The organism is Pseudomonas sp. 2hn (assembly GCF_019646095.1).
Taxonomy (GTDB): Bacteria; Pseudomonadota; Gammaproteobacteria; order Pseudomonadales; family Pseudomonadaceae; genus Aquipseudomonas; species Aquipseudomonas peradeniyensis.
In genome coordinates, this window is the sequence record NZ_CP081016.1 from 2,938,137 (window position 1) to 2,960,495 (window position 22,359).

24 protein-coding genes are annotated in these 22,359 nt (G+C 65.8%); 11 read left to right on the forward strand and 13 right to left on the reverse strand.

Annotated elements, in window-relative coordinates:
* Positions 1–3: 3 nt before the first annotated feature.
* Entirely contained in the window at positions 4–522 is a 519-nt protein-coding gene (locus tag K2O50_RS13175; protein WP_050705540.1) for a GNAT family N-acetyltransferase, read from the reverse strand.
* A 302-nt stretch (positions 523–824) separates the two neighbouring features.
* On the opposite strand from K2O50_RS13175, the gene K2O50_RS13180 reads away from it, so the two are divergent.
* Both K2O50_RS13180 and K2O50_RS13185 read left to right on the forward strand, forming a co-directional pair.
* Positions 825–2,027: a DUF3142 domain-containing protein gene (locus K2O50_RS13180; protein ID WP_050705541.1), complete on the forward strand. Its 1,203-nt coding sequence runs from the start codon at positions 825–827 to the stop codon at positions 2,025–2,027.
* The gene (locus K2O50_RS13185) at positions 2,014–4,161 is read left to right on the forward strand and encodes a hypothetical protein (protein ID WP_050705542.1); all 2,148 of its coding nucleotides are present in this window, start codon (positions 2,014–2,016) and stop codon (positions 4,159–4,161) included. Before K2O50_RS13180 ends, K2O50_RS13185 begins: the two co-directional genes overlap by 14 nt.
* Before the next feature lie 43 nt (positions 4,162–4,204).
* On the opposite strand, the gene K2O50_RS13190 is transcribed toward K2O50_RS13185, so the two are convergent.
* The 6 genes from K2O50_RS13190 to K2O50_RS13215 are packed head-to-tail and all read right to left on the reverse strand — an operon-like array spanning position 4,205 to position 10,421.
* Positions 4,205–5,746: an ABC transporter substrate-binding protein gene (locus tag K2O50_RS13190; RefSeq protein ID WP_050705543.1), complete on the reverse strand. Its 1,542-nt coding sequence runs from the start codon at positions 5,744–5,746 to the stop codon at positions 4,205–4,207.
* Between the two features lie 34 nt (positions 5,747–5,780).
* Positions 5,781–6,755 (reverse strand): ABC transporter ATP-binding protein, encoded by a 975-nt coding sequence (locus K2O50_RS13195; protein ID WP_050705544.1) that lies wholly within the window; start codon positions 6,753–6,755, stop codon positions 5,781–5,783.
* Positions 6,752–7,738 carry an ABC transporter ATP-binding protein gene (locus tag K2O50_RS13200; RefSeq protein WP_050705545.1) on the reverse strand — a complete coding sequence of 329 codons (987 nt, stop codon included), beginning with the start codon at positions 7,736–7,738 and terminating at the stop codon, positions 6,752–6,754. Before K2O50_RS13200 ends, K2O50_RS13195 begins: the two co-directional genes overlap by 4 nt.
* On the reverse strand, positions 7,735–8,583 hold the full coding sequence (locus K2O50_RS13205; protein WP_050705546.1) for an ABC transporter permease: 849 nt from the start codon (positions 8,581–8,583) through the stop codon (positions 7,735–7,737). The genes K2O50_RS13200 and K2O50_RS13205 overlap by 4 nt, the downstream gene beginning before the upstream one ends.
* Positions 8,580–9,527 carry an ABC transporter permease gene (locus tag K2O50_RS13210; RefSeq protein WP_050705547.1) on the reverse strand — a complete coding sequence of 316 codons (948 nt, stop codon included), beginning with the start codon at positions 9,525–9,527 and terminating at the stop codon, positions 8,580–8,582. Before K2O50_RS13210 ends, K2O50_RS13205 begins: the two co-directional genes overlap by 4 nt.
* Before the next feature lie 3 nt (positions 9,528–9,530).
* Positions 9,531–10,421, reverse strand: a complete 891-nt coding sequence (locus K2O50_RS13215; protein WP_050705548.1) for a proline iminopeptidase-family hydrolase — start codon at positions 10,419–10,421, stop codon at positions 9,531–9,533.
* A 172-nt stretch (positions 10,422–10,593) separates the two neighbouring features.
* Here K2O50_RS13215 and K2O50_RS13220 point away from each other — a divergent pair, with 172 nt between their 5' ends.
* From K2O50_RS13220 to K2O50_RS13235, 4 genes are all read left to right on the forward strand, one after another.
* Positions 10,594–11,355, forward strand: a complete 762-nt coding sequence (locus tag K2O50_RS13220) for a LuxR family transcriptional regulator (RefSeq protein WP_050705549.1) — start codon at positions 10,594–10,596, stop codon at positions 11,353–11,355.
* A gap of 98 nt (positions 11,356–11,453) precedes the next feature.
* A complete protein-coding gene (locus K2O50_RS13225) occupies positions 11,454–12,353 on the forward strand; it encodes a proline iminopeptidase-family hydrolase (protein ID WP_050705550.1) in 900 nt (299 codons plus the stop codon).
* Positions 12,354–12,543: 190 nt separating this feature from the next.
* A complete protein-coding gene (locus K2O50_RS13230) occupies positions 12,544–12,972 on the forward strand; it encodes a hypothetical protein (RefSeq protein ID WP_050705551.1) in 429 nt (142 codons plus the stop codon).
* A gap of 42 nt (positions 12,973–13,014) precedes the next feature.
* A complete protein-coding gene (locus K2O50_RS13235; protein ID WP_050705552.1) occupies positions 13,015–13,632 on the forward strand; it encodes a dTMP kinase in 618 nt (205 codons plus the stop codon).
* Here K2O50_RS13235 and K2O50_RS13240 read toward each other — a convergent pair whose 3' ends face one another.
* A complete protein-coding gene (locus K2O50_RS13240) occupies positions 13,633–14,523 on the reverse strand; it encodes a LysR family transcriptional regulator (protein WP_050705553.1) in 891 nt (296 codons plus the stop codon). It abuts the gene before it with no gap.
* Between the two features lie 106 nt (positions 14,524–14,629).
* Here K2O50_RS13240 and K2O50_RS13245 point away from each other — a divergent pair, with 106 nt between their 5' ends.
* On the forward strand, positions 14,630–15,637 hold the full coding sequence (locus K2O50_RS13245; RefSeq protein WP_050705554.1) for a zinc-binding alcohol dehydrogenase family protein: 1,008 nt from the start codon (positions 14,630–14,632) through the stop codon (positions 15,635–15,637).
* Between the two features lie 400 nt (positions 15,638–16,037).
* The gene (locus K2O50_RS13250) at positions 16,038–16,364 is read left to right on the forward strand and encodes a putative quinol monooxygenase (RefSeq protein ID WP_050705555.1); all 327 of its coding nucleotides are present in this window, start codon (positions 16,038–16,040) and stop codon (positions 16,362–16,364) included.
* A gap of 14 nt (positions 16,365–16,378) precedes the next feature.
* Here K2O50_RS13250 and K2O50_RS13255 read toward each other — a convergent pair whose 3' ends face one another.
* Complete coding sequence (locus K2O50_RS13255) at positions 16,379–17,149, reverse strand: SDR family NAD(P)-dependent oxidoreductase (RefSeq protein WP_050705556.1); 771 nt, start codon at positions 17,147–17,149, stop codon at positions 16,379–16,381.
* A 108-nt stretch (positions 17,150–17,257) separates the two neighbouring features.
* Here K2O50_RS13255 and K2O50_RS13260 point away from each other — a divergent pair, with 108 nt between their 5' ends.
* Complete coding sequence (locus tag K2O50_RS13260) at positions 17,258–17,800, forward strand: chalcone isomerase family protein (RefSeq protein ID WP_050705557.1); 543 nt, start codon at positions 17,258–17,260, stop codon at positions 17,798–17,800.
* Positions 17,801–17,802: 2 nt separating this feature from the next.
* Complete coding sequence (locus K2O50_RS13265) at positions 17,803–18,339, forward strand: DUF3833 domain-containing protein (RefSeq protein WP_050705558.1); 537 nt, start codon at positions 17,803–17,805, stop codon at positions 18,337–18,339.
* A 21-nt stretch (positions 18,340–18,360) separates the two neighbouring features.
* Here K2O50_RS13265 and K2O50_RS13270 read toward each other — a convergent pair whose 3' ends face one another.
* Positions 18,361–18,579, reverse strand: a complete 219-nt coding sequence (locus tag K2O50_RS13270) for a hypothetical protein (protein ID WP_050705559.1) — start codon at positions 18,577–18,579, stop codon at positions 18,361–18,363.
* Between the two features lie 252 nt (positions 18,580–18,831).
* Here K2O50_RS13270 and K2O50_RS13275 point away from each other — a divergent pair, with 252 nt between their 5' ends.
* Entirely contained in the window at positions 18,832–19,842 is a 1,011-nt protein-coding gene (locus K2O50_RS13275; protein ID WP_050705560.1) for an aldo/keto reductase, read from the forward strand.
* A gap of 82 nt (positions 19,843–19,924) precedes the next feature.
* Here the strand turns inward: K2O50_RS13275 and K2O50_RS13280 are convergent, their stop codons facing one another.
* From K2O50_RS13280 to K2O50_RS13290, 3 genes are all read right to left on the reverse strand, one after another.
* Positions 19,925–20,911, reverse strand: coding sequence for a zinc-binding dehydrogenase (locus K2O50_RS13280; protein WP_050705561.1), 987 nt, complete (start codon positions 20,909–20,911; stop codon positions 19,925–19,927).
* Positions 20,912–21,060: 149 nt separating this feature from the next.
* Positions 21,061–21,468 (reverse strand): SRPBCC family protein, encoded by a 408-nt coding sequence (locus K2O50_RS13285; protein WP_050705562.1) that lies wholly within the window; start codon positions 21,466–21,468, stop codon positions 21,061–21,063.
* A gap of 22 nt (positions 21,469–21,490) precedes the next feature.
* Entirely contained in the window at positions 21,491–22,288 is a 798-nt protein-coding gene (locus tag K2O50_RS13290; protein ID WP_050705563.1) for an SDR family NAD(P)-dependent oxidoreductase, read from the reverse strand.
* Positions 22,289–22,359: the final 71 nt, after the last annotated feature.

A 22,359-nucleotide genomic window follows, 5' to 3' on the forward strand; every position in this document is an offset into this window, starting at 1 on the left:
GGGCTATCCGTGCAGCTCGAGGCTGTAGATGAGGTCGTCGTGCCAGCGGCCACCGAGCCGGTAGGCTTCCGGCACACGGCGGGCGAGGGTGAAACCGCACTTCTCCAGGACCCGGCAGGAGGCCAAGTTGCCGTCGGTGACAGTGGCCTCCAGCGAGGTGAGACCGGTGGCGATGGCGAAATCCACAATCGCTCGCAGCGATTCGCTGCCCAGGCCCTGGCCGTGCCACTCCGGCAGCAGCAGGTAGCCACTCTCGGCATGGTCTTGGCGCAGCATGCGGATGCCGGTGACCCCGACGTCCCGACCACTGGCCTTGTCGGTCATCACCAGGCACAGCCAGTGTTCGGCGCCGGGCGACCAGTCCGGCAGACGATGCTCGAACCCCCGGCGCACTTCGCTTTCCGGCAGCTCGTCGAACACATGGCGCATGGTCTCGGGCTCGCGGTGGAGCCTGAGGAACAGCGGCCAGTCGGCTTCGGTCAGGGGGCGCAGGTACAAGCGATCGGTGTACAGCTCCAGCATCCGGTGCTCCTTGCGGGATTGGGAGGGCTGGAGGATTTGTACGCCGGGTTGCCTTGAGGTTCAAGTCTTGGCGACTGTTTGCGCGATGTGCCCACACAGAGCCAAGGTCCGCAGGTACCTGGTAGATTTGCAGAGTACATGTGGGCTCATTACTTCCCGGGAGCGTGTTGATGTCACTGTTGCCGCCAGACAACCGGCCGAACGCGCTGATTTAAATAAACAGTACCGTGTCCATCCGTTGGCGCACTGGAGTAAAATCTGTACTTCACCCCGGCGCCCAGATTCGTCAGACAAAGGACTGTATGCCCGCCATCCCGCTACTGCGCCGTGTTTTCGCAGGTTTCGCCCTCGCAGTGCTCACCGGCTGCCAGCCTGACCTTGCACCGCCGCTCGACCAGCAACTCTACATCTGGCAGCGCCAGTGGCGGCCGGCCCACGAACAAGCCCTGGCCGAAAGCCGCGCCGACTTCTCGACCCTGCGTGTGCTGGCCTTGCAGGCCCAGCCCAAGGCAGGCTGGAGCAGGGCGCTGGTCAACCTGCCTCGGCTCAAGGCCGATGGCCGCCCGCTGATCGCCGTGGTGCGTATTGACGGTCAATTGCCCGCGCTCGACCTGCAGCTGGCCGGCACCCAGATCGCCCAATTGCTGGCCGACTGGCAGGCTGCCGGCTTGGCCCCAAGCGGGCTCGAAATCGACCACGACAGCGGCAGCGCCCGCCTGCCGAGATATACCGAATTCCTCTTGAAACTGCGCGAGCAACTGCCGCCAGGCCTGAAACTGAGCATCACCGCGCTGCCCGCCTGGCTCGACAGCCCGCACCTGCCGGCGCTGTTGCAGGCGGTGGACAGCAGCGTGCTGCAGGTGCACGCGGTGAGCGATCCGCGGAGGGGCCTGTTCGATCCGCTGCAGGCGAAGAGCTGGGCCGAGCGCTGGAGTCGCGTCAGTGACCGACCGTTCTACCTGGCCTTGCCCGCCTATGGCATCGCGCTGCTGCCGGATACCGGTGGTGCGCCGGTGGTGGAAAGCGAAACCCCATTGAACCGACCCGGCGAGCGCCGCGAGCTGCTGGCCGATCCGCAGCAACTGGCGGACCTGGGCAGGCAACTGCGCGACAAGCCGCCCGCGCACCTGGCCGGGCTGATCTGGTTCCGCCTGCCATTGCCCGGCGACCGCCGGGCCTGGAGCCTGGCCACCCTGAAGGCGGTGGCGCGCGGCGACACGCTCGCCAGTCAGTGGCGGGTCGAACTGGCTGGGCAAGGCGGGCTCTTCGACATCAGCCTGGTCAATGTCGGCAACCTCGACTTGGCGGTGCCCGCGCGCGTGGAACTGAACGTCGAATCGTGCGATGCCGCAGATGGGCTCAATGGCTACCGCCTGCAGCAATTCCCGCAACACCTCATCTTCATCCGCCAGTCCAGCGTGCGTGTGGCCGCTGGCGGCCGGCGCGTCCTCGGTTGGGCGCGCTGCCATGGAATCGAACAAGGAGCATGGAATGTCTACCCCTGACTGGCCCCGGCGCCTGCTGTGCCTGTCCCTGAGCGTGCCGGTAGGCACGGCGCTGGCCTGTGGCCCGGACTTCCCGATGCGCCTGCTGGATGACCGGGCGCAGACCCTGTCCGAGCTGCCGGAAGGCAACTTCGGCTTCGAGGTGAATCGCCTCGGTGAGCAGCTGGCAGGCCTCAAGCCCACCACCGAGATGACCCTGACCCCTTACTGGGACGGTGACGACAACGACCGACCTTACCGTGAGCAGCGCCGCCGGATCGAGGCCGACGAGTTGCCGGAATCGCTGCGCGAAAAGGTCGCGCAACTGCGTGCCCTGCAGGATCCGCAACAGGTGCTGGAGCAAGGCGCCGAACTGCCGGATGAACTGCGCCTGTACATTGCCGGCGCAGTGGCCTTCGACACCGACGAACACGCCCTTGCGGCGGATTACTTCGCCAAGGTGCTGGCCCTGCCTGCCGAACAACGCAAGTTGCGCAGCACCTGGGCGGCCTACTCGCTGGGGCGGGCGCTGATGGCCCGCAGCTTCGAGGCCGGCGATGATCCGCAACAGACGCCGCTGGCACTGCAAGCCCAGGCACGCGAGGCCTTCCACCAGGCCCGTACACTCGCCGCCGAAGGTTTCAGCGACCCGTTGGAGCTCGGGGTGGCCAGCCTTGGTGAGGAGGCCCGCCTGGCCAAGCTCGCCGGCGACTGGAACAGCGCGATTCAGTTGTATGCCAGCCAGAGCCGCCTGGGTTCGGGCAGCGGCTACAGCTCGCTCAGGCAGCTTGCCGACGAACTGGTAAGCCTGCCGGATGAGCAGCTGAAGGCGCTGCTGGCACAGCCGATGCCGCGCAAGCTGCTTACCGCCTACCTGCTCAGCCATGTCGGCTGGGACTACGACGGCCAGCCGCCGACCCAGGCCCGACGCCTGCCCGCGTTGCTGCAGGCCAGTGTCGGCGACAAGCTCGAAGACGCCGACCGCCTGGCCGCGTTGACCTACCAGCAAGGCAACTATGCCGCGACCAGAAGCTATCTGCAGCAGGCGGGTGACACGGGCCTTGCCTGGTGGCTGCGCGCCAAGCTGGCCTTGCGCGATGGCGACAAAAACCAGGCAGCGGCTGCCTACGCCAAGGCGGCCGCCGCGTTCCCCCGCGAAGAGTCATGGGGTTCGCGACAGACACCCGATTGGGACTACGAAAGCGTGAAGCCCGGCTGCCGGGTAGAGGGCGAGGGGGCGATCCTGGCGCTGGAGCGGGGCGACTACCTGCAGGCCTTCGACCTGCTGTATCGCAGCCAGGAAATCTACTGGCAGGACACGGCCAGCGTGGCCGACCGGGTGCTGACCCTGGATGAGCTCAAGGGCTATGTCGATGCCCATGTGCCGGCGCCGCCAGCGCCCAAGGTGGAAGAGGGCGGCTATGTGCCGCGCCCGGTAGCGACACAGTTACGCGAGCTGCTGGGGCGACGCTTGCTGCGCGAAGGACGCTACGACGAAGCGCCCGGCTACTTTGCCACGCCGCAGTTGCAGGCCGACGCCAAGGCCTACGGCCAGCACCGCCAGGATGCCGTCTCGCGCTGGACGCCTACCGGCCGGGCTGAAGCACTGTACGCCGCAGCGACCTTGGCGCGCAGCGCGGGCATGGAGATCCTCGGTTATGAAATGGCGCCCGACTATGCCTGGCTGGGCGGTGGCTACAGCCTCGGCAATGCCGAAGTGCAGCCAGGGCCTTTCCTGGCTGCTGGCGAGGTGCAGCGCCAACGGGCGACCGAGGCCAAGCCCGATCAGCGATACCACTACCGCTATGTCGCCGCCGACCTGGCCAACCAGGCCGCTGACCAACTGCCGCACAGCAGCCAGGCTTTCGCCGCGGTGCTGTGCATCGCGGCTGGATGGGTGCCCGGCAGCGAACAGGAAAGCGCGCTGTACAGGCGCTACGTGCAGCAGGGGCCGTTCGTGCAGTGGGCGGAGGATTTCGGCAAGCAATGCGAAGAGCCCCGGTTCGACCAGGCCAACAAACGCTACCTGACCGAGAAGCTGGACCGCGTGCGCACGGCGTTGCGGCCGTACAAGGCGCAGGTGCTGCCGGTGGGGTTGGTGGTGCTGGCGGGGGTTGCCTGGGCATGGATGCGGCGGCGCAAGGCAAAGGCTTGAAATGAGATCGAGCGCCGCGAGGGCGGCGCTCGATAAACCGCCGTCAGTTCTGCGCGGTCTTCTGGCCGGGCTCCAGCTTCACTGTCTCCTCCAGGGTGAAACGCCCCAGCGGGTTCTGCAGGAAGTTCTGGATATTGCTGCGCGAGATGTTGATGTACGGGCTGTAGTACAGGTCGATCCAGTGCACGTCCTGCTTGGCCAGCTTCTGCAGGTCCTGGTACATCTGCTTGCGCTTGACCGGATCGGTTTCCACCCGGGCCGCGGCCACCAGGTCCTTGACCTTGTCGTTGTGGTAGCGGGTCATGTAGTTCATGTTGGTGTCGTGGCCCAGCACGAAGGTGGTCTTCTGGTCCGGGTCGAGCACGTCGTTGGTCCAGTACATCACCGACAGGTCGTAGTCGCCATCGACCAGCATCTGCCAGCTCTGGGTCGGGTCGACCTTCTGCAGGTTGGCGGTGATGCCGACATCGGCCAGCTGCTTCTGCACCAGCACGGCGATCTGCTCGTCGGCCTCGTTGCCGGCGTTGACCACGTAGTTGACCTTCAGCCCCTCGGCGCCGGCTTTTTTCAACAGCTCGCGGGCCTTGGCCGGGTCGAACGGACGCTGCGGGTTGTCGGCGTTGTGGTAGAGCGCACCCTTGGGAATGTACGAGTAGGCCATTTCACCGTGACCGAAGGTCACCGTTTCCACCAGCGCCTTCTTGTCGATTGCCAGGTCGATCGCCTCGCGCACTTCCTGTTTGCCCAGCAGGCCCTTGGAGTGGTTGATCAGCAGGTGATCTTCACGGGTCGAGGGGTCGATATGGATGGTGATCTTCTTGTCCTTCTGCAGCTCGTCCACCTGGGTGAATGGCACAAAGATCGCCGAGTCCAGTTCGCCGGCCTGGACCTTCATCATGCGCGTGCGGTCATCCGGGATGGAGATCCACTCCACGCCATCCAGGCTGACCTTGTCGGCCTGCCAGAATTCCGGGTTCTTCTCCAGGATCACCCGGTCGCCCCGCAGCCATTCCTTGAGTTTGAAGGCCCCGGACACCACCGGGTTCTGTGCGTATTCCTCCTCGCCGAGCTTGTCCATGGCCTTTTTCGACAGGATCGAGATGTTGGCGGTGGCGAGCTGGGCCAGGAACGGCACCGACTTGCTGTGCAGGGTCACCACCAGGGTATGCGGGTCGGCGGCCTTGGCGGTGTCGATGATCTTGTACGAGTCGGCCCAGAGCGAACCCGGGTTGTCGCGGATGCGCAGCAGGGAGAAGGCGGCGTCCTCGGCGGTGATCGGCGAGCCGTCGGAGAACTTGGCCTCGCGCATCTTGAAGGTGTAGGTCAGGCCGTCGTCGGAAACCTTCCAGCTTTCGGCCAGGCCCGGCACCAGTTGGGTACCGCTGTTGTCGACGCGGATCAGCACGTCGTAGACGTTGGCGAACACCCAGCTGTCGCGGTTCTGCGCGCTCTTGATCGGGTCGAAGGTGGTGCTTTCCTCACGGCAGCCGATGGTCAGCACGCCGGCGGCCTGGGCCATGCCGCTGGCCAGGGTGCTGGCGGCCAGTATGGCGGCGGTGAGAAGTTTCAATGCGGCGGGTTTCATGCTCAAGCTCCGTTTGATGGTCATGGTGGTGAAGTCAGCAGGGCAGTTGCGTATGCACGCAGGCGTGGCGCCGGGCGCCCTGGATCTGCTCGGGTGGCGCGGTTTCGCTGCAGCCGGACAGCGCATGCCGGCAACGCGGATGGAAGGCGCAGCCGGAGGGCAGGTTCAGCGGGCTTGGAGGCTCGCCGGCCAGCGGGTCCTGCGGCAGGCGCCGGGCCGGGTCGATGTCGGCGATGGACTGGATCAGCGCGGCGGTGTAGGGGTGGCGTGGGGCGGTAAAGACCTCATGCACCGGGCCCTCCTCGACGATCTGCCCCAGGTACATCACCGCCACCCGGTCGCACAGGCGGCGCACCACGCCCAGGTCGTGGGTGATGAACAGCAGCGCCAGGCCCATGCGCTCGCGCAACTCCAGCAGCAGGTTGATGATCTGCCCCTGGATCGACACGTCCAGCGCGGCGACGCATTCGTCGGCGACGATCAGCCGGGGCTCGACGGCCAGGGCCCGGGCGATGCCGACCCGCTGGCACTGGCCACCGCTCAGCGAAGCGGGCCGGCGCTCGGCCAGCTCGGCGCGCAGACCGACCAGTTCAAGCAGTTCGCCGACCCGGGCCGGAATCTGCGCGGCGGGCACCTTGCGCTGCACCTGCAGCACCTCGGCGAGGATCTGGCCGATGCGCTGGCGTGGGTTGAGCGCGCTGTACGGGTCCTGGAAGATCATCGCGGTCTCGCGGCGCAGGCGGGCGATATCCGCCGGGCCGCCCAGGTTCATGTCGGTGCCGTCGAACAGCACCTGGCCGCCGCAGCTCGGGGTGAGCTGGAGGATGGCCCGGGCCAGGGTGCTCTTGCCGCAGCCCGACTCGCCCACCAGGCCCAGGGTCTCGCCGGCGGCGAGATTCAGCGAGGCACCGTTGACCGCGCTGACCTTGCGCGGGCGCAGGTTGAATAGGCCGCTGCCGGCGGCGGGGAACTGCACCTGCAGGTCCTTGACCTGCAACAACGTGGTCATGACAGGTCTCCGGCCAGCAGCGGGGTATGGCAGGCCAGGCGGTGGCCGGGGCTTGCTTCCAGCAGTTCAGGCAACTGTTGCCGGCAGAGCGGCATGGCCTGTGGGCAACGTGATTCGAATCTGCAGCCCGCCGGCAGGTCATCGAGCAGCGGTGGCTGCCCGGCGATGGTGGTCATGCGCTGTGCCTCGGGCTGCGCCGCTGGATGGCAGGCCAGCAGACCGGCGCTGTAGGGATGCTGGGGCCGGGCCAGCATCTGGTGCTTGGCGCCGTGTTCGCAGAGGCGCCCGGCGTACATCACGGCAATGCTGTCGCAGGTCTGCGCCACCACGCCCAGGTCGTGGCTGATCAGGATCATCGACAGGCCCCGGCGGTCGCGCAGCTCCAGCAGCAGGCGCAGGATCTGCGCCTGCACGGTGACATCCAGGGCCGTGGTCGGCTCGTCGGCGATCAGCACCTTGGGGTTGCAACCCAGGGCCACGGCGATCATCGCCCGTTGGCGCATGCCGCCGGAAAATTCATGGGGATAGTTGTCGACCCGGGATTTCGGGTCGGGGATACCGACCTGGCGCAGTACCTCGATGGCTTCGGCCCGGGCCTCGCGACGCGAAGCGCCTTGGTGCAGGCGGATGCCTTCGGCGATCTGCTCACCGATGCGCATCAGCGGGTCCAGGTGGCTGCTGGGGTTCTGGAAGATCATCCCCAGCTCACGGCCGCGCAGGCGGCGCATGCCGGCTTCGTCCAGCTGCAGCAGGTCATGGCCCGCCAGGCGCACGGCCTGGCCCTCGACCCGCAGGTTCGGCGCTGGCAGCAGGCGCATCAGGCCCCGGCAGGCCAGGGTCTTGCCCGAGCCGCTTTCGCCCACCAGGCCGAGGATCTCGCCTTCGCCAAGGTCGAAGGACAGTCGGTCGACCAGGGTGATATCCCGTTGGCCGGCGCGGGCGATGACGCTCAGGCCGCGGACCTGGAGCAGCGGCGGGGTCATGAGCGGTCTCCCAGGCGTTCGGCGACGCCGTCGGCCAGCAGGCTGAAGCCCATGGCCAGGGTCACCACCGCCAGGCCCGGGAAGGTGCAGATCCACCAGGCGCTGGTGATGAAGCTCTGCCCCTCGGCGACCATGGTGCCCCATTCCGGGGTCGGCGGCTGCACGCCCAGGCCCAGGTAGCTGACGGCGGCGCCGTTGAGCAGCACCAGCACGGCGTCCGACATGCAGAACACCACCGAGCCGAACAGCGCGTTGGGCAGCAGGTGGCCGAACAGCGTGCGCCGGTGGCTGAAGCCCAGGCTCCTGGCGGCCAGGGCGAAGTCGCTCTGCTTGAGCACGAGGATCTGCGAGCGGATCAGCCGCGCATAGGACACCCAGCCGACCAGCGCCATGGCGATATAGAAGCTGCCCAGGCCCGGGCCGAGAATGGCCATGATCGCCAGCATCAGCACCAGGAACGGGAAGGCCAGGACGATGTCGATCAGGCGCATGCAGGCGTTGTCCAGCCAGCCGCCGACGTAACCGGATACCGCGCCGATGCAGGTGCCGAGCAGGAACGGGAAGATCACCCCGATCAAGGCCATCTGCAGGTCGACCCGGGCGCCCCAGATCACCCGCGACAGCACGTCGCGGCCGAAGTTGTCGGTGCCGAAGGGGTGCGCCAGGCTCGGCGCGGCCAGGCGCAGGTCGCCGTTCTGCAGCAGCGGGTCGAATGGCGCGACCCACGGCGCGCACAGCGCCAGCAGGCACCAGCCGAGGACGATGGCCAGGCCGCAGTACAGGGTCAGGCGGCCATCGCCGAGGTTCCAGGCCAGGCGTGCGCGCAGGGCGAAGGTGGCGCTCATTGGATCTTCACCCGCGGATCGAGGACGGTGGTCGCCACATCGGCGAGGAAGTTCACTGCCACCGTGGCGCAGGCCAGCGCCATGGCTACGCCCTGGACCACCATGTAGTCACGGGTGAAGATGCCGCGCACCAGCAATTGGCCGACGCCCGGCAGGGAGAACAGGCTCTCGATCACCACCGTGCCACTGATCAGCCAGCCGATGTTGACCGCCAGCAGGTTGATGGTCGGCACCATGGAGTTGGGCAGGACATGCCGGCGCAGGATCGCCCCTTCGCCCAGGCCCCGGGCACGGGCGGCGGTGACATGGTCGGCCTGCATCTCCAGCAGGATGCTGGCACGCAGGTTGCGCACCAGCACCGCCGACAGCGCCAGGGCGATGGTCAGGCAGGGCAGCACCAGGTGGTGCAGCTTGTCGGCCCAGGTGCGGCCATAGCCGGACACCGGGAACAGCCCCCAGTGCACGCTGAACAGCAGGATCAGCATCAGCCCCAGCCAGAAGGCCGGCAAGCCGAGGCCGGCAGTGGTGAACAGGCGGATCAGGTTGTCGGCCCAGCCGCCCTTGCTGCGGGCAGCGAGAATGGCCAGCGGCACGGCGATCAGCAGCGCCAGGGCCACGCTGCCCAACACCAGCATCAGGGTCGGCTCGATGCGGCTGGCGATCAGCGGCAGGGCGTCGACCTTGTACAGCAGCGACTTGCCCAGGTCACCATTGAGCAGGTTCTTCAGGAAGTACAGGTACTGCACCCAGATCGGCTCGTCGAGGCCGAACTGGGCGCGGATCTTCTGGATCGCGTCCGGGGTGCTGCGCGCGCCCAGCAGCACCCGCGCCGGATCGCCCGGGATCGAGCGTACCAGCACGAAGGTGATGATGCTGATGCCCAGCAGCACCGGCAGCAATTGCAACGGACGGATGAGGACGAAGCGGTAACGCGCCAAGCTCATCGATCAGCCCCGGTTGCGTTGCAGGAAATCCAGCAACACCGGGAAATAGGCCTGGGGCTCTTCGTAGAACGGCATATGGCTGCTGTTGGGGAACACATGCAGCTCGGCGCGCCCGTGCAGCGCCATTTTCATGCGCATGGCGCAGGCCGGGGTCAGTTCATCGTGCTGGCCGGTGGTGATCAGCACCGGCATGCGGAACGCGCCCATCTGCTCGAGGCGGTTCCAGTCCTTGAGGTTGCCTATATAAAGGAACTCGTTGGGGCCCTGCATGGTGGTGTAGGGGCCCATGTTCCAGTCGCCCAGCGAGCGCTGGATCGGCGCCGGCCATTCATCGAGCCGGCAGACGTGGCGGTAGTTGAGCAGGGTGATGGCGGCCTGGTACTGCGGGTGGTCGAGGGTACCCATGGCCTCGTGGCGCTGCATCATCGCCACCGTTTCGCTGCCCAGGGCGCCGCGCAGGCGCTCCAGCTCGGTGATCAGGTGTGGAATATCGCCGACGGTGTTCTCGAGAATCAGACTTTTCAGCGACTGCGGGTGATGAATGGCGTACTCGATCGCCAGCCAACCGCCCCAGGAATGCCCGAGCATGTGCACACGGCCCAGGTCCAGGGCCTGGCGCACCTGCTCGACCTCGGCCACGTAGCGGCTGATGTTCCACAGGCTGTCGTCATCCGGACGATCGGAGGCGCCGGTGCCCAGTTGGTCGAAGGCGACCACGCGGATGCCCTTGTCCTTGAGCCAGGCATGGGCGTCGCGCAGGTAGTCGCAGGGCAGCCCCGGCCCGCCATTGAGGCACAGCAGCACCTCGTCCCCTTCACCAAAGCTGTACACCACGAGATTGTGGCCATCGACCGATACGTTGAACTGCTGGTCAGGTTGCATCTCACGCCACATCGCTACTCTCCTGTTGGCCATGGCTTGCAGCTATAACTAACGCAGGAGTTTTCGTCGCCTACAAGCTAGTGTTTCCTATAGGTTTCGTATGGCAGTCCCGCGCCAAGCCGTGGCATTCTACGTGCCGGACTTAGAGATGGAAATGCAAAAGGAATCACAGGGAGTGTCAGGTATGCAGGCCAAGGTGGCTGAACTCAATGCGCGTCTGGCGTCGGACGACAGCCTCGACGAGCAGATGGACAGCGTCGCCGAGCTGGCGGCGCAACTGGGCTTCGATGCCCTGGTGTACGACTACAGCCCGGTGCCGCTGGATCATGTCGGCGAGCTGATCACCCCGAGCGTGGTCCGGCTGCGCCAGACCCCGAAGGACTGGCAGGACCTGTGGTGCTCCGAGGGCTTCTACCAGATCGACCCGGTGCAGCAGGTGGCGGTGTCCTCCATTGCGCCCTTCGTCTGGTCGTACCTGCCCAAGGGCGAGACCGTCCTGCAGCGCCACATCGACCAGCGCCACGCCCCGGTGGTCGGCTACCTGCATGACGCGCAGCTGACCTGTGGCGTCACCGTGCCCATCCACCTGCCACGCGGCGGGCTGGCGACCCTGACCGGCCTACGCCCCCAGACCAGCCAGCGCGATCTGGACGACGCCCGCGAGCACCTGGGCGATTTCAGCCTCATCGCCCATGCCCTGCAGGAGGCGGCCTATCCCTTGCTGGCCAAGGAGTCCGCCACCCGCGTCATCCGCCTGACCCGCCGCGAGGTCGAATGCCTGCGCTGGGCCGCCGAAGGCCTGACGGCAGGGGAGATTGCCGAGAAGCTCAACCGCTCGCTGGCGACGATTTCCCTGCACCTGACCTCGGCCATGCACAAGCTGGGGGCGAAAAACCGCGTCCAGGCGGTCGCCCGGGCGGTGCATTACCGCCTGCTGGACCAATGAAGCAACAAAAAAGGTCGAAAACCTAGAGAACTCTCTAGTTATGCCGCGCCACGCGTAGGGTTATTGTGTGCTCCATGATTCGCACGGAGCCGGATGACATGGAACTCACCCAATCGCGTGAAGGTTTTGCCCCCTTCGGCAACTACAAGACCTGGTACCGCGTCACCGGTGACCTGGATTGCGGCCGCACCCCGCTGGTCATCCTGCACGGTGGCCCGGGTTGCACCTTTGATTATGTCGATGCCTACAAGGACGTCGCCGCCGGTGGCTACCCGGTCATCCACTACGACCAACTGGGCAACGGCCGCTCGACCCACCTGCCGCAGATGCCGGCATCGTTCTGGACGGTCAAGCTGTTCCTCGAGGAGCTCGACAACCTGCTGGAGCACCTGGGCATCAGCGAGCGCTACGCGCTGCTGGGCCAATCCTGGGGCGGCATGCTGGCCAGCGAGCACGCGGTACGCCAGCCACGGGGCCTGCGCTGCCTGGTGATCGCCAACTCGCCGGCCGACATGCGCACCTGGGTGCGCGAGGCCAACCGCTTGCGTGAAGAGCTGCCCAAGGAGGTCCAGGACACCCTGTTGCGCCACGAGGCCGTGGGCGACTACACCGCGGCCGACTACATCGCCGCCACCCGGGTGTTCTACGACCGCCACGTGTGCCGGCTCAAGCCCTGGCCGGAAGAGGTGGCGCGCACCTTCGCCCAGGTAGATGCCGACCCGACCGTGTACCACGCCATGACCGGTCCGAACGAGTTCCATATCATCGGCAGCACCAAGGACTGGACCATCGTCGACCGCCTGCCACAGATCAACGTGCCGAGCCTGCTGATCTCCGGGCGCTATGACGAGGCGACGCCGTTGGTGGTCAAGCCGTACCTGGACCTGATCCCCGGGATCCGCTGGGCGCTGTTCGAGAACTCCAGCCACATGCCTCATGTGGAGGAGCGGGTGGCGTGCATGGGGACGGTGGTGAAGTTCCTTGACGAGAGCCTGTAGCCCTTAACATCCGACAGTTTTCCCTTCCTCAGGCCTGTGCGGGCGTTGCCCGGCGGGCCTGAGTTTTATTCCCTGCCTGGTTGCAAGTCCGCTTCCACGCAGTTACCGCTAGTCCCTGATCCCGAACCTGGCGATTAACAGCCCGATGCCTCGGCGCTATCCTTGAATCATGCCCCAAGGATCACTCACCATGCGCCGGCTGCTACTGCTACTGCTGTTGCTGATCACCGCCATCCCCGGCTGCCAGGCCCCCATGCCAGCCGCCAACCCCGAGATGGCCTGGGTCGATCTTTCGCTGCCATTCCCCAACGACCGCGTGCTGCTGGCTGAACGCCTGGACAACCAACGCCTGGAGGAAGGCCGCTTCTTCCAGGTCACTCCCGGCAGCCATGAGCTGGTCGTCAGGTTCGACTACGAAACGAGTGGCGGAGGCGGGCTGAGCATGATGGGCGGCACCACCGTGCGCCAATGCTATCTGACCCTCGGCTACGCCCATTTCCAGGCCGGCCAGCGCTATGTGCTCGAAGCCCGCTCCATGGCCCTCACACCTGAGGCAAGGCTGTACAATGCCGCCCGGGAGATCGTCGCAGAGGTCAGCGCGTTCTACTGCCTGATGTAAGCCAATGCCTGTCGATGAAGGAATCCAATCGTTGTGTGAAGCATGAATCGCCCACTGTTTATTTCCCTGGATGGACCAAAAGGCACCGGCAAGACCACGCTGCTGGAGTCCGTCACCCAGGCGCTGAGGGCGGACAACAGGAAGGTGATCCGTATCAGCGAGAAGAAAAGTGATCCCTACCGGCGCGAAACCATGGCCCTGGTCAACCAGTTCGTCAGAAACCCCTGCCGGGATCTGGAGATGAAAGTCTGCGAGCGCCTTGCGCACAGCCGCGCCTGGATTACCCAGCATGTGCTGGCCATGCAGCCCAAGGACAGCATCATCCTGATCGATCGCTGGTACCCGTCCGATGCCGCGTTTCGCCGTCTGGTGCCGTTTGCCGAGATCCTGCGGCTGAACATCGAACGTGGTGTGCGGGTGCCGGACCTTCATGTGGGCGTTGTCACCGACGCAGAAATTTCCTGGGACAGGGCAGCGGCGCGCACGCGTGGCTTGGGCAGTACCGTGATGCATGAACTGCAGGAGCACGTGGCCTGCACGCAAGCTTTCGAGCAAGCCGTTACCGATCATGGTTGGGTCTTGTGCCGTAATGAAAGCACCCTGGAAGAGGCGACAGAGCAGGTGGTATCGGCTATCCAACGCGTACTGCCGGCAGGCTGATCAGTAGCGTTCGAGCGCGGCGAAGCGACTCGACAACCAGGCGTGCAGCTGTCTCACCGCGGGCGACAACTGCTTGCGGTGCGGGCACACCAGGCTCAGCGGCATGCTCGGCCCTGGGTGATCCTGCAACAGCACGACGAGCCGTCCCGCCAATACGTCGTCACTCACATCCAGCCAGGACTTGTAGGTGATCCCTTCGCCCGCCACGGCCCAGCGCCGGGCGATATCGGCATCGTCACAGAACAGGGCGCCACGCACCTGCACGGTCTGTGCCCCCAGTTGCCACTTGTCGTAGACCCGGCCCTGCTGCATGTACAGCAGGCACTGGTGCTCGCGCAGCGCCTCGGGAGTGCGCAGCGTGCCTTGCCGCGCCAGGTACTCGGGCGAGGCCACCAGCACCTTGCGGTTCCACGGTGCCAGTGGCAGGGCGATGTAGTTGGCGTCGGCGTTCAGGCCGTAGCGGATGGCGATATCCACCGGGTCGCGGAACAAGTCGGCGACCTGATCGGAGAGAAACAGGCGCAGGTTCAATTGCGGATGCTCGCGGCGAAACGCCGTCAACCAGGGCAGCAGCACGTTGCGCCCCAGGTCGGACGGCGCGGCCACCTGCAATGTTCCGCTTAGCTGGGCGCTTTCCCGCTGCAGGTTGTCCCGCCCTTGCCGGAGGGCTTCCAGGGCGGCCAGGGCCGAGGGCAGGTACTGCTCGCCTTCGGCCGTCAGGCGCAGGCTGCGCGTGGTGCGGGCAAACAGCCGCACATCCAGCTCACGCTCCAGGCGCTTGACCGCCTCGGCCGCCTGGCCGGGCAGCAGGTCGGCTTCGTGGGCGGCGGCGGTAAAGCTGCCCAGCGCGGCGCTGCGCACAAAGATGCCCAGGTCGTCGAGACGGATCATTTTCACTCCTGCAATGAAAGTATTGACGGGCACAGCCCGTTTTTCCCAAGGACCGGACACGCCAGACTGGATTCACGAATCAAACCATATCCAGCAGCGAGTGCCTATGAAAGCGATCGGTTACACCCAGAACGGCCTGCCCATCGAAGACCCTGCGTCCCTTCAGGACATCGACATGCCCAGGCCAAATCCAGGGCCCAGGGACATCCTGGTGGAGGTCAAGGCCGTGTCGGTCAACCCCGTCGATACCAAGGTGCGTGCCGGCACTTTCACGTCTGAGCCGAAAATACTCGGCTGGGACGCGGCCGGTATCGTCCGTGAAGTCGGCCCTCAGGTGACCCTGTTCAAGCCAGGTGACCAGGTGTACTACGCGGGCTCCATCGCCAGGCCCGGCAGCTACAGCGAATATCACCTGGTCGATGAACGCATCGTCGGGCACCAACCGCGCAGCCTGGGTGCGGCGCAGGCTGCAGCGCTGCCGCTGACGGCCATCACCGCCTGGGAGCTGCTGTTCGACCGCTTAGGTCTGGTCGAAGGCGGCGGGGAGGGCGATGCCCTGCTGATCGTCGGCGCCGCCGGCGGTGTCGGCTCGATGCTGGTGCAACTGGCCCGGCAACTGACCCGCCTGACGGTCATCGGCACCGCCTCCCGCGCCGAGACCGCCGACTGGGTACGCGAACTGGGCGCCCATCATGTCATCGACCACAGCGCGCCGCTGCATGGGCAACTGCAGGCCCTGGGGATCGAGTCGGTCAGCCATGTCGCCAGCCTCACCCATACCGAGCAGCACTTCGCGCAACTGGTCGAGGTGCTGCGGCCACAAGGTCGCCTGGGGGTGATCGACGACCCGCAGACCCTGGATGTCATGCCGCTCAAGCGCAAGTCGCTGTCGCTGCACTGGGAGCTGATGTTCACCCGCTCGCTGTACCAGACCGACGACATGGTGCGCCAGCACCAGCTGCTCGAGCGGGTGGCCGGGCTGATCGACCAGGGCATCCTGCGCACCACCCTGGGCGAGCATTTCGGTGCCATCAATGCCGCCAACATGCGCCGTGCCCATGCGCTGGTCGAGAGTGGCAAGTCGCGGGGCAAGATCGTTCTGGAAGGGTTCTGAAGCCAAGGTGTTCAACGTTAGATTTGCAGCGCTCTTAAGATCGAGCGCCGCCCGCGCGGCCCATCGCGGGACAAGCCCGCTCCTACATCTGTTTCGGGCCAGTCAATCCTGTGCCATTACCGGGTCCGCGTTGTTGGACCGACGAAATTTCTGCATGGGAACCACTGCCGCCCCGCACGATTTGAGGCATGCACCAAGGCGGGCGTCGCCTCATTCACAGGAAAAATTGGCACGAAACAGATGTAGGAGCGGGCTTGTCCCGCGATGCGCCGCGCGGGCGGCGCTCGATCTCATAGGCGCTGCAAGAATCACGGCGGACACCCAACGGCCCACACACGCTCAACAGCCCACCCACAAACAACCACAGTCCAGTCGATCCGCAACTGACCAGGAGCCATATATGAACCAACAAAACCATCCCCTCGTTTCCCTTGCCATCCTCAAGGCCAAGCCGGGTCAGGCAGCGTCGCTAAAAACCGCCTTGCTGACCTTGATCGAGCCGACCCGGGCGGAACCCGGCAACCGCGACTACATGCTGTTCGAGCGCAGCGATGAGCCCGGCACGTTCTACATGCGCGAGGCGTTCGACCACCAGCAGGCCCTGGACACGCACCTGGCCACCGACCACTTCCAGCGCTTTGCCGAGCAGGCCGACCAGCTGTTGGCGGAACCGCTGCAACTGATCTTCCTCGATCCGGTGTCCACTGCCGTCGCACCTCACCCTTGAGGAATGCCTGCGGATCACCAGGGGACGGGGCTGCCATCCCAGGCCCAGAACGTACCGGTCTCTGACGGCCCGCGCTGGCTGACAAGATCGAGGATGCAACTGGCGGCAAACGCGGGCGCGAACAGCTTGTCGCGCGGAACATTGCCCTGGAAAGGGCGTGAAAGCGGGGTATCGGTGGTCCCAGGGTGCAGCGCAAGCACTGTCGAGGCAGGGTTGAGCCGCTTGAGCTCGATGCTGGCCGTGCGCAACAACTGGTTGAGCGCGGCCTTGCTGGCGCGATAGCTGTACCAGCCGCCCAGCTGGTTGTCGCCAATCGACCCGACTCGTGCTGATAAGGCGGCAAAGGTGACGGGCTGCCGGCGCAGCAACGGCAACAGGTGCTTGAGCAGCAGGACAGGGGCGAAGCAGTTGGTGGCGAAACTGGCCTGCAACCCCGCCAGATCCAGTTGCGCCAGCGACTTCTCGGCCCGCGCCGGCGGTGCTTGCAGCACACCGAGGGTGCTGATGACCAGGTTCAGCTGATCGCAGCAGCCACGAACCTGATCTGCCAGTGCTTGCAGCGCCTGTTCGTCACGGGCGTCGCAGTCGAGGCGAAGCAAACGGCGGCCATGGGTCTGGGCCAGCACATCCAGCTCAGGGCTGCTGCTTGCCTGTCGCGAAACAGCGAGCAGCAGCCCGACGTCATCACGTGCCAACAGCTGCGAGCACAGGGCAAGACCGATGCCCTGGCTGGCGCCGCAGACCAGCGCGTTGGCGGGTGTATGGAGATGGGTGATCAGGCTCATTGGATGATCTACCTGATAGGTGCAATCGGCCCTTAAATCTATACATGATTTGATTTATCTGTACAGAAAACTAGTCTTGTATAAGTTAAGTCTTTCTGCAGATTCGTCATGGCACTCCTTGCTCGCTGGGCCTGTCTCTGCCTGCTGCTGACGTCGATGCCTGTGGCCATTGCGGACTGGCGTGCAGCACTGCCGGCGGCCCAGCAACTGGGTGGTGGCGACTTCACCTGGTTCGGCCTGCGGCTGTACAGCGCACGCCTGTGGACCGAGGGGCCGCGCCATGACTGGAACCAGCCTTTCGCCCTGGAACTGACCTACCACCGCTCATTGTCCCGGGACACGCTGGTGCAAGCCAGCCTTGAAGAGATGCGTCGCCTCGGCGCCGGTCGGGTGACGCCGCAACAGCTCGAAGCCTGGGCCAAGGTACTGCAGGAGGCATTCGTGGATGTACGCCCCGGCATGCGCATCACCGGCTTGTATTTGCCGGGGCAGGGCGGTCGCTTCTATGTCGATGACCAGCCGACCCGCACCCTTGCCGACCCGGCCTTTGCCCGGGCGTTCTTCGCCATCTGGCTGGACCCGCGGGCTCGGGACGCCCAGTTGCGCCTGGAACTGCTCGGCCTCGCCGGCAAGCCCCGAGGAGGATCGTGAACATGTACAGAACGCTGTTGCTGGCGGCATGCCTGGTGCTGGGCAGCTGTGGCAATGTCGAAGTCGAGCGCTACGCCGCGGAGCAACCCCGTTTCGACCTGGCGGCCTTCTTCTCGCGCCCCGTGCAGGCCTGGGGCATGTTCCAGAAGCGCTCCGGGGAAGTAGTGAAGCGCTTTCACGTTCGCATCGACAGCCGCCGGGAGGGCGAACGACTGATCCTCGACGAGCAGTTTCTCTACAGCGATGGCACACGGCAGCAGCGCACCTGGACGCTGGTGCCGGACGGCCCCGGCCACTGGCGCGGCACGGCGGGGGATGTGATCGGCGAGGCTCGTGGCGAAGTGGCCGGTAACGCACTGCGCTGGCGCTACACGCTGGATCTGCCCGTGGACGGGCGGCACTGGCAGGTGGACCTGGACGACTGGATGTACCTGATGGACGAGGACACCCTGATCAACCGCTCGCGCATGAGCAAGCTGGGCGTGGAGGTTGGTCAGATCACACTGTTCTTCCGACGCTCGCCGGAAGGCGCGCCATGAGCGCGCGTACCGAGCAGAGCGTCAGTCTTTGCTGGCGTTGAGCTTGCGCAGCTCTTCGTAGGTGGCGGACTGGACGAACCAGAAGCCGGAAACGATGCACCAGCCGAGGCTACCGGCCACGAACACACCCAGGGCTGGCAGGAATCCACCGGTGAACAGGGTGATGAGCGCGAAGAGCCAGATAACGGCCAGGGAGATGTAGAGGACGATGTTGTTGACGCTGATGACGAAGTCTTTCACGAAGCCTATTCCTTGCGGGATTTCAAAAGATTGCCCCTCCAGGGGCGCGCAGATGCTATCACATTGCCCCCACTGGGCAGGGGCTTGATGTCGGTTCCGAGCTAGCCGGACGCGTATCGGGCACCGTACAAAGGCTATGCACTAAAGGTCTCAAGTCTGTCGAATTATGACTTGGACGGTCTTGATAGGGGCGGCATAGGATTGCCGCCACTGGAGTTCACACAGCAACTCCCCTAATCAGGAAGTACACCCATGAGCCTCAAATCCCTTATCGCCAACCCGCTGGGCTTCGGCACCGCGCCACTGGGCAACATGTTCCGCAACGTACCGGAGGCCGAGGTCCAGGCCACCGTCGATGCCGCCTGGGACAACGGTGTGCGCTACTTCGACAGCGCGCCGTTCTACGGTGCCGGACTGTCCGAATCGCGCCTGGGCAATGCCCTGGCCGGTCGGCCACGTGACGAATACGTGCTCAGCAGCAAGGTCGGCCGGATCATCCTCGACGAACTGGAAGACCCCACCAGCCGGGAGCTGGGCGAAAAGAGCGGCCTGTTCGAACACGGCAACCGCAACCGTATTGTCAACGACTACAGCGCCGATGCGACCCTGCGCTCCATCGAAGACAGCCTGCGCCGGCTGAAGACCGACCGCCTGGACATCGTCTGGATCCATGACATCGCCCAGGACTTCTACGGTGACGAGTGGCTGGAGCGCTTCGAGACCGCGCGCAAGGGCGCCTTCCGCGTGCTCACCCGCCTGCGTGAAGAGGGCGTGATCAAGGCCTGGGGCCTGGGGGTGAACCGGGTCGAGCCGATCGAGCTGACCCTCGACCTGGACGAGCCGCAACCCGATGGTTTCCTGCTCGCCGGGCGCTACTCGCTGCTCGATCACGACCGCGCACTGCAGCGTGTCATGCCGCAGGCGGCGGAGCAGGGTGTCGGCATCGTCGTGGGTGGCCCCTACAGCTCTGGGGTGACCGCCGGTGGCGAGCACTTCGAGTACCAGAAGGCGACCCCGTCGGTGCTGGCCAAGCTCGAACGCATCCGCGCAGTGGCCCGAGCCCACGGTGTCGACGTCAAGGCGGCCGCCCTGCAGTTCGCCCTGGCCCACCCGGCGGTGGTAGCGGCGATCCCGGGTTCGACCCGTGTGGCTCACGCCAACGAAGACCATGCAGCCCTGGGCGCGGTCATTCCGGCGGCGTTCTGGAACGAATTGCGTCAACAAGGCCTGATCAACGCACTGGCGCCTGTTCCGGCAGCCTGAGCTTGAACAGGACAGGGCTGCAGTGCAGCCCTGCTTGAATCAACGCCGCGCTTAGCGCGGCGTTTTCATTTGTGCAACCGGATCACGCCAAGCGCGTCACCCACTTGCCCGACGCGCTGCCGTCCTTGAGTTGGCGCAATGCCTGCGGCAGCGCCTCGAAGCGAAAGTCCAGGCGCTGCGGCGCCAGCAGCCGGCCATCGGCGACCATCCTCAGCAAACGCTCCCCTTCGACCTTCAACGCTTGCCGATCGAGTAGGCGGCCATGGGCATGGACACTGTTGAGCGCTACCTCGTGCAGCGAGATCGCCGTGCTGAAGGCCGGCAGCGGGGCGTTTTCCTGGCGGTCCTGAATGCACACCAGGTGGCCGTTGTAACCCAGCAGATGGGCCAGGCTCGCGGCATGGCTGCCGCTGACCGTGTCGAACAGCGCATACAGCGGACGCTCGCCGAGGGCCGCCTGCACATCGGCCTGCCAGTCGCCAGCACGGTAGTCGAACACCCCGACCACGCCCAGTTGCCTGAGCCGATCATGGTGCTGCCGGCCCGCCGTGGCCCACACGCGCAGGCCACGCTGCAGCGCCAGCTGGACAAGGTAGAAGCCCACCGCGCCGCCCGCACCGACCACCAGCACATCGCGCGACGCGCCGTCGGCGACCTTGGCCAGGGCCTGCCAGGCCGTCAGCGCGGGGCAGGGGACGGCGGCCGCCGCCGCAATGTCGAGGTTGTCTGGAATGTGCATGACCAGGTTCGCATCGAGCAGGCAGTGCTCGGCGAAGCTGCCATCGCGGGACAGCGACTGGTGATAGGCGACGCGTGAACCCAGCGCCAGCTCGACCCCGGCACCGACCGCGACCACGGTACCCGCGCCATCGACGCCGGGCACGGTGCCCGGGTGCCAGGCGGCATGGCCCCATTCGCAGATCTTCCAGTCCACCGGGTTCAGGGCGATGGCGCGGTTGGCCACCAGCACTTGGCCGGGGCCGACTTCAGGCAGGGGTTTGTCGATGAGGTGCAGGCCGTCCAGGCCTGCGCCCGGGGTCCAACCCCAGGCGCGATGAGTGATGGACATGAGCGGTTCTCGTAGGGGCAGAAACGGGGCAGGGTAGCGAGGCGCGGGGCAGGGATACAGCGGGGTTCGGGCAAAGGTGTATTGAGCTGGAATCAGCAATGCAAAAGGGCCGCTCGAAGGCGGCCCTGCTGTGCATCTCGGGGGTTACATCAACCCAGGCTCTTGGCCAGGGCCTGCAGGCCACCTTCATAGATGCCGGTGAACAACGCAGTGGCTTCTTCGTCGCTGACGCCAACCGGGGTGAACTCGCCGAACCACTCCACCCGGCTACCCTGGCCGTCGGCCTTGACCCGCAGGGTCGACAGGTAGCCGGTCACCGGGAACGGGCTGGTGAGGATCGAGTAGCTGTAGCTGCGTTGCTGCTCATCGAAAGCCATCAGGCGCTCGACGATGCTGTTGCCGTCCGGGTCTTTCAGCGAGCGCACGCGGCCGCCTTCGCTGGACAGGCTTTCAGGGATGAACGGCAGCCAGTCGGGCAGGCTGTCGAAGCCGCCGATCAGGGCCCAGACGTGCTCGGGGCTGTGGGGGGTGTTCAGGGATGCTTGGGCGTTGGCCATGGGAAAATCTCCAGAATTGAATTCAGATTGCGAGGCTGTCGACCACGCCGCCGTCGACCCGCAGGGCCGCGCCGGTGGTGGCGGAGGAGTAAGGAGAGGCGAGGTACACCACCAGGTGGGCGACTTCGTCGACGTCGGCGGCGCGCTGGATGATCGAGCTCGGGCGGGCGCTGCGCACGAAGTGGTCGGCCTCTTCGCGAATGCTGCGCCCGGAGGCCTTGGCTGCGTCGGCCACCAGGTTGGCGACGCCATCGGTCAGGGTCGGGCCGGGCAGTACCGCGTTGACGGTGACCCCGGTGCCGGCCAGGCGCTTGGCCAGGCCATGGGAAACGGCGAGGTTGGCCGCCTTGGTCACGCCGTAGTTGATCATGTCGGCTGGGATGGCGATGCCGGATTCCGAGGAAATGAACAGGATCCGCCCCCAGCCTTTCTCGACCATGCCCGGTGCGTAGTGGCGCGCCAGGCGCACGCCGGACAGCACGTTGGTGTCGTAGAAGCGGTTCCACTCGCTGTCGTCGACGTCAAAGAAATCGACGTCATCGTAGATACCCAGGTTGTTGACCAGGATGTCGGCGCGGGGGTGAGCGGCGATCAGCGCCTGGGCGCCTTCGGCCGTGCCCAGGTCGGCGATCACCCCGTGCACCTGGCCGCGGCCACCCTGGGCGCGCAGTTCGGCCAGGGCGGCGTCGAGCGACTTCTGGCTGCGGCCGGCGATGACCACGTCGGCATGGGCGCGGGCCAGGCCGCGAGCGATGGCCAGGCCGATACCGCCGGTCGAGCCGCTGATGATGGCGGTACGCCCGCCGAGGTCGATGTTCATGGAATGGCTCCTGTGGATGAGTTGCATCGATGGGAGCCATGCTAGTGACACGCGATCAGACTGTAAAAGAC